Origin of the sequence: Bacillus sp. BS3(2021) (assembly GCF_021043345.1) — a bacterium.
Classification (GTDB): domain Bacteria; phylum Bacillota; class Bacilli; order Bacillales; family Bacillaceae; genus Bacillus; species Bacillus paralicheniformis.
In genome coordinates this window covers 268,587-280,765 of the sequence record NZ_JAJNDM010000005.1, presented here as the reverse complement: position 1 = coordinate 280,765, position 12,179 = coordinate 268,587, and the positions used below count along the sequence as shown (strand labels likewise).

Below are 12,179 nucleotides of genomic sequence, written 5' to 3'. Positions count from 1 at the left end.
ACGCTTTTGGAAGGGAGACAAGCCAAATGGAGGAAAAAGCCCTGAGATTTGTGGAGATGATCGAAAATGCCGAGCGCATTACCGTTTTGACAGGCGCCGGTATGAGCACGGAATCAGGTATTCCCGATTTTCGTTCAGCCGGCGGCATATGGACGGAAGATCTGTCGAGAATGGAAGCGATGAGTCGTGATTATTACGAACGATATCCAAAATTGTTTTGGCCGAAGTTTAAAGAGCTTTTTCAAATGAAAATGACCGGAACTTATCAGCCGAATGACGGGCACCTTTATTTAGCCGATCTCGAGAAAAGCGGTAAGGATGTCAAGGTATTCACGCAAAATATCGACGGACTGCATCTCAAGGCGGGAAGCCGGCATGTATATGAACTGCACGGTTCGATCCAAACAGCCGCATGCCCAAAATGCGGGGCGCGCTATGGTCTTGACCACATTCTTCAAGAAGAAGTGCCAAGATGCCATCGCGTCAATGGCAAGGGGAGAGAATGCGGATTCATATTAAAAACGGATGTCGTGCTGTTCGGCGATGCCGTTCAGCATTTTGACACGCTTTTTGAAGTCCTCAACGAATCCGACCTGCTTTTGGTGATCGGCACTTCACTTGAAGTGGCGCCTGTCAGGTTTGTTCCTGAAGAAGCGCACTTGATCCCAGGCTTGAAGAAAGCGATGATCAATCTCGATAAGACACCTTACGATCATTTATTTGATATTGTCATCCATCAAAAAATCGCCGAGTTTGTTCGGAAGCTTAATTGTTAAAAAGGCGCTCCAGACCGGAGCGCCTTTTTCTGAGCTTCATCACAATTTTTTATAATAAAAAACGGATGTATCAAAGCCGCCGTCTGCAGATTCCGCGTATGCGGGAATGCGGCCGGCTTCGGCAAAGCCGAGCGAAGCGTAAAGAAGGTTGGACGGGTCTTTTTCCCTTGTATCCAGCACGAGAAGAGATCTGCCTTCCTGTTTCGCCCTGTCGATCGCTTTTTCCATTAATGATCTGGCGACGCCCTGCCGCCTGAAGGCGGGATCTGTCATTAACTTGCAGATTTCCGCTCTGTGGCGGCCGTTTTGTTTTGTGCATAAGTGCAATTGAACACTTCCTGCGATCCGGCCGTTTTGTTTGGCAATCCATAACACCGAATCCGGTGTGACGGCTGTTTTCCAATAAGCCTCCGCCAGCTGCTCATCAAGCGGGGGCAGAAAGCCGATCGATGCCCCGTCATCGACGACCCGGATGAGAAGCTCGGCCAATTGATTGGTATATTCGGCAGTCGAATGCAGCTCTTCAATTTTCATTTATTCACCCCATGATATAAAGATAACTGCATCATAATCAGAAAACGGTTTGTTTGGCAACAAGTGTGTCAGATAATCACACTTGCGGGAGGAAATAAAAAAATCCCCTTCAGTAGGGGATCAGGCATGGGGTGTTATTCATGAACGGGTGTCATCGATTCATCAAGCGTTGCAAATGAATACCCCATGTTTTTTAAATTTGTCAGCAATAACGGCAACGATTGAACCGTTGAAGGAATATCGTGCATCAGGATCACGATCGGCTGTTTTGTCTGCCGCTTTTCCAGCGTATTCAGCTGGTTCATGACTTCCGGAACGAATTTTTGGCTTCTGTATTTCCAGTCCATGCTGTCAATATTCCAGTCCCAATAAACAAATCCGTTCTTTTTCAGCACTTTTTTCTGCGCTTCGGTCAGCGAAGGTTTGCTCCCGTAAGGCGTTCTGATTAAATGGGTTTCAACCCCGGTGATAGACTTCAGCGTTTTTTGAGCCTGCTTCATTTCCAGCTGAGGAGAATTGGCGCCTTTATAAAATTGCTTTTGGTCATGGGTCACTCCGTGAAGTCCAAGTGCATGGCCCTGCTGCTTCATATTGAGAACGGCTTTTTTGTGAAGCTTCATGTTCGGTTCGAGCATGAAGAACGTCGCTTTAGCGTCATGTTCGGATAAAATTTGCAGCAGCCTTTGGCTTACGGCTGAAGGCCCATCGTCAAACGTCAAATAAACCGTTTTTTCCTTCAATTTTTCTTGCTTTTTTTCCGCGGCAGCTTTTTGCTTCTCTTTTTCCTGCTTGCGCTTTTCGATCTGCTGTTTTGTGCTCAAGTGATCGAGAAGTTCGCCTTGCGTTGCTTTTTTGAGCGGAACGCTGTCTCCTTCATGCCTCATTTGGCTGTTTTCCGACACCGTAAGCTCTTTTTTCTCAGCGGCGGCAGAGGACTGTGAAAGGTCCCATACGTACAGGAGAATCAGACACAAAACAAAAAAGCACGCTGCTTTCGTCAACAGATAAGCTACAGATGGGGCAGTTTTTTTTGATACTTGGCGCATGTCACTCTCTCCGTATCATTTTTCTCGTTCCAATGCCATTATAGAATGCTAGTCTCATAAAATAATGGATCACAATGTTTAAGTATACAGGATTGGAAAGAAGATGAATACAGGATGAAGGGAAAAATATATCAAATTTTAATAGAAAATGCTGAACGATGGGGAATGCTGTTTTTTTGATCATGAAGGCGGAGAAAAGTTTTTGGAAATATTGCACTATTTTGAAGGGCAGGGTCGTGTTAGAATGGAATGGAGAAAATTCAGAAGTCAACAAAAAACAAGGGGATGGAGAAATGAAAGTTCTTTTTAACGGCCGGCTGATGGAACGGAGCGAGTGTGCGGTTGATATTGAAGACAGAGGCTACCAATTTGGAGACGGCGTCTATGAAGTCATCCGCATTTACAATGGAATCTTGTTCACGCTTGATGAACACATTGCCCGCTTATATAAAAGCGCAGCCGAAATCGGAATCGACTTGTCTTTTTCAGAAGCCGAGCTGAAAAGCCAGCTGAAAGAGCTCGTCGACATCAATCAAATGCGGGACGGCGGGCTGTATCTTCAAGTGACAAGGGGAAAAGCCCCGAGAAAGCACCAATACGGAGCAGGGCTTACGCCTCAGGTGACGGCTTATACATTTCCTATTCAAAAGCCTGAAAAAGAACAGCAAAACGGCGTTTCAGCTATTACTGCGGACGACATGCGCTGGCTGAGATGCGACATTAAGAGTTTAAATCTGTTGTACAATGTAATGATCAAGCAAAAAGCGTATGAAGCTTCTTCATTCGAAGCGATCTTAATTCGCGACGGGTTGGTGACGGAAGGGACGTCCTCAAATGTTTACGTCGTCAAGCAAAACGTTATCTACACCCATCCTGTGACAACGCTCATCTTAAACGGCATCACGCGGATGAAAGTGCTTCAGCTGTGTGAGCAACACGGCTTGAACTATGAAGAAAAAGCGGTGACAAAGGATGAATTGCTGAATGCAGATGAGGTGTTCATCACGTCAACGACAGCCGAAGTCATTCCGGTCACATCGATTGATGGGCAAACTATCGGCTCCGGAGCGCCCGGACCGCTCACCAAAAATGTGCAGACCGCATTGCAAAACAGCATTTTGTCAGAGACAGCCAAACCGGTTTAACAAAGAAAAACGCCGCTTCCATGGGGAAACGGCGTTTTTTTACTTGCGGAAACCGAACAAAATTGAAAAGAGCGGCGATAAATATAGGAAAAACACAAACGGCAAATATTCAATAACGGGAACGCCGAGCGCGCTGGACATGAACGCGCCGCTGACTCCCCAAGGAATCATCGGATTGATTAATGTCCCTCCGTCTTCAAGCGATCTCGACAAATGTTTCCGGTCGATTCCGAGCTTGTCATACAGCTTTTTAAAGGACTGTCCGGGAATCAAGATCGATAAATACTGTTCGCCTGTCGCCAGGTTCATGCCGATGCTTGATGAAACGGTTGAGAACACAAGCCGGCCTTTCGTATGAATGCCCTTGATCACACCTTCAAGCAGGCTTGTAATCAGGCCGATCTTTTCCATGAGACCGCCGAGCGCGAATGCGATGATAATCAGGGAAACAGAGCCCATCATCGATTGAAGGCCGCCGCGGTTTAAAATTTTCTCAACGGCTTCAGTGTCGGCTGAGAAAACAGGACCATTCTGCATCGCTGACAAAAACGATGAAATGCTGGCGTCAGGCTGTATCAACGCGGCAAGAATTCCGGCGGAAACGATCCCCGCTGCAAGCGACGGAATGACGGGCGTTCGTCTGACAGCAAGTACAATCACAAGAAGAGGCGACAGAAGCGCCCAGACGCTGATGTTGACTGTACTTTCTATTCCGTTTATGATCGCTTGAATGTTTTCGGTAGAAGCCGGTGCCGCCGTTAAAGAACGGCCCATGAAAAAGAAAAGCAAAATCGTGATCAAAAGAGCGGGGATCGTCGTTCCCGCCATATGTCTAATATGCTTGAAAATGGGAAGCTCTCCGACTCCTGCGGCAAAATTGGTCGTGTCAGACATCGGAGACATTTTGTCGCCGAAACAGGCGCCGCAAATCACAGCTCCCGCCGCCCATGTCAGTGGAACGCCGGCCGCTGCGGCCACGCCGATGAGGGCGACGCCGATCGTGCTGACCGTCGTAAAGCTGGAGCCGACCAATGAACTGATCACAAGACAGCTGAAAAGTGCGGTGAGCAGCAGGTGCTGCGGTTCAATCAGATTCAACGCGTAAACCGTTACCGTCGGAATCGCGCCGCTGTACTCCCAGACTCCGATTAAGATGCCGATTAAACAAAGGACGATAATCGGCTGAACGCCATTCCGGATGCCTGAGACAATGCCGCTTTCAAGGTCTTTCCAGGAATGGCCTTTCACCGCGCCGACCGCAGCTAAAAAACCAACGCAAATCAACAGCGGTATGTGCGCTTCTGCTTTAAATATGAATAAGCAGGTGAAAATAATGAACAATATGGCTAAAAACAATAGAGCCGATATGGAAAACGATAGACGTTTTTCGTTTGACAAGTCACACACCTCATTAGAAGAAATATCTCTCTTTAATACTTTGATGCTTTTGTGCATAAACGTATTATAACAGAAAAATAGATTATATACTTAAATTAAAATATTTCAAACATTTTTCAAAGGTTCGCCCATTCTCTTTTGAAAGCGCTGACTTTTTTAAGATATAATAGATTGGAGATAGGCATGTACTTGATACACGTTTCACTGATCCTTTAGCCAAAATAGGGGGAAATGCGAATGTCTTACACTGTTCAGAAAAGCCGGTTTTTAGATGAGGAAGCGATCTGGTTGGAAAATGATGATTTAGAGGCTGTACTTGTGCCCGGGTGGGGAAGCAATTTAATTTCACTGAAGTGGAAGCCGAGCGGTTTGAAATTGTTGAAAACGCCTGAAACAAAGGAAGAATATAACGCGAATCCGTTTTTATTCGGAATTCCTGTTCTTTTTCCTCCCAACCGGATCGATCACGGAAGATTTACATATGCGGGAAGAACGTACGAGCTGCCGATCAATGAAAAGCCGCTCGAAAACCACCTGCACGGATTTCTTTACGATAAAAAATGGACGGTCGAAAAAGTGGAGGCAACAGAAGAGAGGATCATCGTGCAGACGAAGCTGGACTCTGATGATCATCCCGATATTAAAGCGATCTTTCCGCACTCGTTTTCCATCACCATCACTTACACGTTAGAAGGACAGCATCTAAAAATCGATGCATCGGCTGTCAACCGCGGTCAAGACCCGATGCCGATCGGATTGGGGTACCACACATCTTTCCGCTATCCTTTAAACGAAGCAGGAGATAAAGAAAGGTGTCTGTTTACTCTTCCTGCCTCAAAGCGATGGACGCTGACAGACCGCATGCTGCCGACAGGCGAGTATCGGGTGACAGAGGAGTTCAAAGCGGGAAAAATGGCAGCGGGAGAAAGGCTTGACGATATATTGGCAGCTGAACAAGACCAGGAAGGAAACAGCGCGGCCGTCATTGCGGACAGCCTCGCCGGCATTCGCGTCCGCTACCAATGCGACGGGCATTTTAAGCACTGGGTTGTGTTTAACGGTACATCTGATCAGGATGATCTGCTTTGTATAGAGCCATATACTTGGATGACGAATGCACCGAACCTCAACCTTCCGAAGGATGTGACCGGATTTCGGGATTTGGGGCCGCAGGAAGAGCTGACGATGCGAAGCAAAATTGAGGTGGGCGGAATATAATCGATATTCCGCCTTTTACCATGAGCTTTTATCAAGCGTAAATGCTGTATGGGACGCTTGTTTGCCCTCTCTCCAATCCAATTGAACCGTGATCTTGCGGCCGGCGAATTCGGCTTCTTCAAGCTCTTCCAAAAAAGAAACGGATTGTTCTTTTGACCCTCCGCCGGGGAATTCGCCTCCCGCGTAATCTTTCATCGGCGTCTCGACTTGGGAGTTCAAAACGATTTCATCACCAAACTTTACGACCAACTTTTCCAAATATATATCGTCCAGCTCCCCGCGGTCGCCTGTCCAATAGAGGTCTCCGCCAAATAGCGTGCGGCCTTCTATCTTTTTGATCACGGCCTCCCAATTTCCATCGGCGCTTTGTCCGTTCCATTTCGGGTATTCCGTCATATAGAAACCGATCAGTCTGCCGCCGAAATAAACGGTGCAAAAGGCCGTGAAAAGGGAAGCAATGAAAAGAAGCGGCCGCTTGTATTCCTGTTTCATATTATCCACCGCCTAAAAAGTTCTGCTTTATGATCATAAAGCAGAACAATCGGGAAAAAAAGTCATTCTCTTAAATTTTAAGGGAACGGGTGCGGGTGCAGGTTCAGCTGTTCTGGTGTTAACGGCTCTTCTGCAAAGCCGAGCTCCTTCGGCACCGTGAAAATTCTCTCAAGTCCTTCCAGGCGGATGAAGCGCTGTCCGAATGTCATCGGAATCAGGCCCGGGATAAGCACTTTCACACAGTAAAGTCCGTTCCGTTTGATAACAGGGGAAGTCTGGTCAACGACAATCACTTCAAGATTGAGACTCCGGAAAGCTTCAAGCAGGTCGCAGAGATCTTCGGTTAAATCAAGGTGTTTCTTTCTTTTTTTAAAGGCATCGTCGAATGTTTGCAGAGGCCGGCTTTGATTCAGCAAAAACCGGAGTCGCTCTTCAGCTTCAGGCAGTCCGTACATGAAGCTGTGATCCTCCATTTCCTGCACTAAAGCAGGATTGCGGAGCATCTGGTGATATTTGCTCCTTTCAGATTCAAATTTGCGGTCGTACTTCAACATCATGCCTGCCAGCTCATGAAGGGCGCTTTTCACCGCTTTTACGGGATCGGGGTGGGCCCCTGCGGAACAAATCAGATTCAATCCTTCCCGTTTTCTGTTTTTGGCGATCGCCCAAACGCTTGGAATGCCGTATTCCATCGTTGAATTAAAGACATGCAGATCATATCCCGCCACACTTCGCACCCTCTCTGTCATGAGGCGTAATTCCGGATCTTCTGAAGAGCCGAGATCCAGCTGCCGAAGTGGGAGCCTGGCGTACCAGGCAAGCAAAAATGAATCGCGCTCAGCGGCTTCTAGTATGGCATGGAAAATCGCTTCCTCCAAACTCCCTCCAAGTGCACAGCCGTTCGATGTTTCATAGACGAAGCTGTCTTCGCGCCCCAGGCTGTAATAGGCGAGCGATTCAGGAATAAGAATCGGCCGTTTCTGCAAAAATGAATAGCCCCATACCCAGTGAAGAGGACGGGCCGGGTGAAATGGCTGAAAAGGAAAATCGGGATGCATGTATTGTTCCGCTTGATGGAGCCCGACTTTTGCCGGGTTGAGCGCACGATCCTTTACATTTTCATAGGTGTCATGTACGACCGTCCGTTTGCCGCGCGGTTCAATTCCGGAATAACGTTCCAAACCCTCTAAAATGGCGGTCAATTCGCTGTCTTCATACGAATGGCTCCGCCCTCCGACACCTTCATTTCCCGTCCATAAAGGCATATTGACGATCATATCGGCGAACGGCAGAATCGCGTCATAAATTTTGGCGTTGAATATCCCCGTTCTATGATCCAGATAGTCTTTGGCGAGCGTTTGTTTTAAATCGTCCGTGTTTCGCACGCGAAAGCTGTCCGGGTTCGTTTTCAAACTGGGCCGAAGCGATATCCGTGCGGATTCCGCTCCGTCTTCAGGCAGACTGCCGCATATAGGGCATGTCGGTTCCGGGATGAAAGCGTGCAGCGAACTTTCTAACGTTTTCAAATTGACGATGTAAAGGTTTTTTTTCAACCGGCCGCACCCGCCGTTCATGATGTTGTCGACTTCTGTGCAGATCAGGCTGACCATTTGGCGGCAGCCGGTCTTTGAAATCCACGGATCGCGGCTTATGCCATTGCTTTTTTGTTCCAGTTCAAGGGTCTCTCTGCTGTCGGGGCCGGAGATATACCGCCTCATATCGGCGCATTGGGAACATCCTGACGCTGACGGAATAACGAGCGGTCCGATGACCCCTTCGCCAAAAGATGCAAACCCGCGAAGCCACGGAATCCCTGCCGCCCTTAGCACCTTTTCCGCCTCGCGGTATAATAAAGGCCGCCAAGCATCGTGCAGCACAAGAGCGAACGCAGTCTCCTCCGGTATGCTGTTCTCAAAATCAGACCTTCGGATAATGTTATATTCAGCAGATAATTGTTGTGATGCGTCTTCTGCCATCAATCCTTCGCCAATGACCAAAATGCAGCGGTTCATCAAGATTCCTCCTTTCGCAACTGCACGCAGTAAATGCCTGCCAGTTTTTCTTTGAAAAATGGTTCAGCAGGCAGCTCATAGACATAAAGCTGCAAGTCGCAGTTGTTTTTCAAGGCGGAAAGCAGTGTTTGCTGCAAATCAGCGGAAACGGGGGTAGCAAGCTTCAGGTCACTAGACTCCAGCAAAACATCCGCGCCTTTCACAGGGTCTTTGTCTGTCAGCGCCCGTTCGAGCGCTTTTCTGAGAGCGAATGTGATGTTGAGTCCAGAACTTCCGTACCAGCGGCCGCGAATTCCCGCCCATGCGACAGGGAAGCCTCCTATGTTTTTTCCTAAACCGATTTCCGGTTTGCCGTACAAGACTGTCATCGCTTTTAAATAAAATGCGGTATGCCGGTCTTCCATTCCGCCTAGCTGAACGAGGGAAATCGTTTCTTTTCCGCTTTTGATCCGTTCTCGCAACCGGTGTTCCAAGCATTTCTCCAATCCCCTTAATACGCCTTCAGCCAGCGTTTCCCCGGCGGCGATCGCGAACAACTCCCCGTTACTCGGATAAGAACGGTTCAACCTTGATGCATACATTTCAATACCCGTCAGCCCGGCTTCCCGCCGCGCCTCTTGATGGGTCAAACCGACCGACACCGTCTTGGGCAAAAGCTCCGCAGGTCCGGAAGAGAGCGGGTCTGCTGTCTGAACAAAGCATTGTGCTAAAGGAAGCTGCCGCAAATGTTTCTCTTCCCACAGATGAAAAATGCCCGTTACAGGTGAGGTCAGTTCACTGAAACATTGAAACAACCTGCTTTCTGCTTCTCTTCCGGGGCGCTCCGAAAGTTTCGCTTCAAGGTCGCAGATGAGTTCAGGCGAATCCTTGCCGCATTCGAAGTCCGGATGCGGAAGAAACATATGCCAGCCGCCTTCGAGCGTTGCCAAATCAATCAGATACACTTGATTCTTCTTAGATAATGGTGCAATCTCAGCAGTTGCTTTCATCAATTCGAACACAATAACGTTTGCCAGCATGTCTTTCCCTGCCGAAGGAAAAGTTCGAAGCGTCCGTTCTTCATGGAGCGCAGGCCGATGGAGGCGCCTCCAGGCATCCTTCAGGCAACCGTCTCCTTGTTGATGAAAGACAGGGCCTGCCAGTCCGACTTGTTTCAGGCAGATCCCGGGTATGAAGCCTTTGTTCTCTTCGAGGCAAAACGTTTGAAGATCGCGGAGCTCATCTGTGAAGCCGCGGTCAGAGACATACAGAACCCAATCGGCAGATCGCACCGCTTCCCGCCAGTGTTGCGTTTCGGCGCAGCCAATCTCCAGTCCGCTTTCGGTTTGCCCTGATATTTCTGCCAGTTCGTCTAAAGCGCGCCCGGATGCATCCGTCACGATCGCACGGATTCTTGAAAAACCGGAATCGATCAGCGACCGGACCAATTTTGTGAGAAAGGAGCCGGCCCCTATAGCCAATATTTTGGTTTGACGCGACAGCTGAAAGCGGTAAGCGCCGGAATCGGCAAAGCTCTCAATAAATTCGATTTGGGCTTCAAACGTTTGAAGCACTGAGCTTTCCAGTTTGTGCGGGTGATCCCGGCTTACGTCGCGAACGAACCCGTTTTTATAAAGCATTTCTCCGATTTCATATACTCTCTTTCGGTACGGAGCCTGTAGCCCTTTTGTCAAGTCTTCAAGCGAATGTTCCCCGTTGAACATCGGCAGAAGTTTTTCGATCCATTGAGCAATCGAAGATCCTTTTATGCGAAACGACCCGGAATTATTTCTAAAGTATGCGCCGCCGTTCGGATCAGGAAGAAACCATGTATCCTGGTTTACTTTCAGGCGAGCGGAAGCAGTCAGGTGTGTCATGCTCTTCCTCCTTCAATGTTTTAAAAACAAGACATACCATTATATGTAATTTTGTTTGTCCTTTATGCAATAGAAGACCCCTGCGGCAAAAGAGGCAGGGGAAGTCTTCTTTTTTATAAAAAAACTACATGCCTCCGCGCCAACAGCTCCAACAGCAATGGCCCGCGCAGCTCCAACAACTGTGGCCCATGCAGCTCCAACAGCTGTGGCCCATACAGCTCCAGCAGCTGTGGCCCGCACAGCTCCAGCAGCTGTGACCCGCGCAGCTCCAACAGCTGTGACCCATGCAGCTCCAACAGCTGGCACAGCTTCCGCAGCTCCAGCAGCTTGCGCAGTGTTTAACATTGGCGTGATGACGGTCCGCATCCCAATGCGTCATATCTTCTGCCTGGAATTGATCCATCTCCAACGACTGCAGTTCATCATGGAATGGTTGCATTTAATATCCCCCTCATCGATAAAATTTTTTGACCAAAACACAATAAAAAAAGAATGAAACATAAGCAAAGTCAGATTAAGTCAAATACCCCGGGTACTCACAAGATCAAATTATGAGGTCTGTTAGGTGGTTGTTACTAATTTGAACGCCTATTTTTCCTGTTATTGGATTTCGCTGGAGAGGGGCTTTTATTTTGCGGCAGTTTATTGATATAAAGATCGTTGGGACTGAAGAGAGGGGGGACACTAAGTAAAACCAAGAATGCGGGGCAAGGCGGAGAAAGAAATCAATTGTAAGTCATGTGGAGTGAAAGTCAAATTTCAAGGGAAACGTCTAAAGTGAAGAAAGCCTAGAGGATAAAGGTAACCATTCGGCTTAGCAGGAAAAATCAATTGGCGTTGTATATAGCAGTAGAGGATCATTCGCGGGAACAGTGCCCTTGCAGTTTTATACTGATGCAAATGCTTATGTATGACTGCAAAAACAGGTTCTTTCTACAAGTATGTTTTCATAGAGAAGGAGAGATTGCTTTGATCATAATAAATGCGGTCATAGTATTAGGAGTCTTCCTATCCATTGTGTGGGGCATGATCTATATTATGAACAGGAGAAGATCGTAACATGATGAGAGGCCGGACATTTGACCGGCCTCTTTTAAAATCGTTATTTTACAATTAGCACAGGGATCTCCGATTTTGTCGATATCTTGTCACTGACACTGCCAAACAGGAGCTTTTTCAGGCGGTTTTGGTCGCGCGTACCCGTGATGACAAGGTCAGCGCCGATATTTTCCGCATGTTGTAGAACTGCGTTGGCCGGGTCGCCTTCCAACACCTCTATTTCCGCGTCGTACTGGTTTTCGCTTAATATGATTTTCGCTGCCGCAATCGCTTCTTCCGCGCTGTCCTCATAGATCATGGGTTCACCGGCCAAGTCTGAATCGTGGGGGACCCGGGGCGCGGCCGGGAAGCCGCTGTAAAGGTATGGCGCGCCGGCAGCGGGTCTTTCAGTCGCAGCCTCTGTTCTCACTTGTCTCGGTTCATGGACATGGGCGACGGTCAATTGCGAGCCGAGCCTTTTCGAGAGGTCGATCGCTTTTTTCAGCGCTTTTTTGCTTTCCTCTTTTCCGTCAAACGCGACAATGATCTCAGCTTTAAACAAATTGATCATTCCTTTCAGAATGGATTTACTTTTATATTACCCGTTTTCCCAACAAATCTAACGAAATATGAGAATATGAATCAAAAGCCCGCCATTCGCCAA

11 protein-coding genes are annotated in these 12,179 nt (G+C 48.0%); 3 read left to right on the top strand and 8 right to left on the bottom strand.

Annotation, left to right across the window (positions count from 1 at the left end):
- The first annotated feature begins 26 nt into the window (after nt 1-26).
- A complete protein-coding gene (locus LQ247_RS13440) occupies nt 27-776 on the top strand; it encodes an NAD-dependent protein deacylase (RefSeq protein WP_023856530.1) in 750 nt (249 codons plus the stop codon).
- A 39-nt stretch (nt 777-815) separates the two neighbouring features.
- Here the strand turns inward: LQ247_RS13440 and LQ247_RS13435 are convergent, their stop codons facing one another.
- Together LQ247_RS13435 and LQ247_RS13430 are read right to left on the bottom strand one after the other, a co-directional pair.
- Nucleotides 816-1,310, bottom strand: a complete 495-nt coding sequence (locus LQ247_RS13435; RefSeq protein WP_144497724.1) for a GNAT family N-acetyltransferase — start codon at nt 1,308-1,310, stop codon at nt 816-818.
- 134 nt (nt 1,311-1,444) lie between these two features.
- The gene (locus LQ247_RS13430; protein ID WP_023856532.1) at nt 1,445-2,356 is read right to left on the bottom strand and encodes a polysaccharide deacetylase family protein; all 912 of its coding nucleotides are present in this window, start codon (nt 2,354-2,356) and stop codon (nt 1,445-1,447) included.
- Nucleotides 2,357-2,649: 293 nt separating this feature from the next.
- Between LQ247_RS13430 and dat the strand changes: the two genes are divergently transcribed.
- The gene (gene dat, locus LQ247_RS13425) at nt 2,650-3,501 is read left to right on the top strand and encodes a D-amino-acid transaminase (RefSeq protein ID WP_161513206.1); all 852 of its coding nucleotides are present in this window, start codon (nt 2,650-2,652) and stop codon (nt 3,499-3,501) included.
- 39 nt (nt 3,502-3,540) lie between these two features.
- Here the strand turns inward: dat and nhaC are convergent, their stop codons facing one another.
- A complete protein-coding gene (nhaC, locus tag LQ247_RS13420; RefSeq protein WP_023856534.1) occupies nt 3,541-4,899 on the bottom strand; it encodes a Na+/H+ antiporter NhaC in 1,359 nt (452 codons plus the stop codon).
- Between the two features lie 237 nt (nt 4,900-5,136).
- Between nhaC and LQ247_RS13415 the strand changes: the two genes are divergently transcribed.
- Entirely contained in the window at nt 5,137-6,117 is a 981-nt protein-coding gene (locus tag LQ247_RS13415) for an aldose 1-epimerase (protein WP_043054255.1), read from the top strand.
- Between the two features lie 15 nt (nt 6,118-6,132).
- Here the strand turns inward: LQ247_RS13415 and LQ247_RS13410 are convergent, their stop codons facing one another.
- From LQ247_RS13410 to LQ247_RS13395, 5 genes are all read right to left on the bottom strand, one after another.
- Complete coding sequence (locus tag LQ247_RS13410; RefSeq protein WP_023856536.1) at nt 6,133-6,609, bottom strand: DUF4944 domain-containing protein; 477 nt, start codon at nt 6,607-6,609, stop codon at nt 6,133-6,135.
- A gap of 77 nt (nt 6,610-6,686) precedes the next feature.
- Complete coding sequence (locus LQ247_RS13405) at nt 6,687-8,621, bottom strand: TOMM precursor leader peptide-binding protein (RefSeq protein WP_144497727.1); 1,935 nt, start codon at nt 8,619-8,621, stop codon at nt 6,687-6,689.
- A complete protein-coding gene (locus tag LQ247_RS13400) occupies nt 8,621-10,477 on the bottom strand; it encodes a putative thiazole-containing bacteriocin maturation protein (protein WP_231006152.1) in 1,857 nt (618 codons plus the stop codon). The genes LQ247_RS13405 and LQ247_RS13400 overlap by 1 nt, the downstream gene beginning before the upstream one ends.
- A gap of 124 nt (nt 10,478-10,601) precedes the next feature.
- Nucleotides 10,602-10,916, bottom strand: coding sequence for a heterocycloanthracin/sonorensin family bacteriocin (locus tag LQ247_RS22335; protein WP_080131300.1), 315 nt, complete (start codon nt 10,914-10,916; stop codon nt 10,602-10,604).
- Nucleotides 10,917-11,579: 663 nt separating this feature from the next.
- Nucleotides 11,580-12,077: a universal stress protein gene (locus tag LQ247_RS13395; protein ID WP_231006151.1), complete on the bottom strand. Its 498-nt coding sequence runs from the start codon at nt 12,075-12,077 to the stop codon at nt 11,580-11,582.
- Nucleotides 12,078-12,179: the final 102 nt, after the last annotated feature.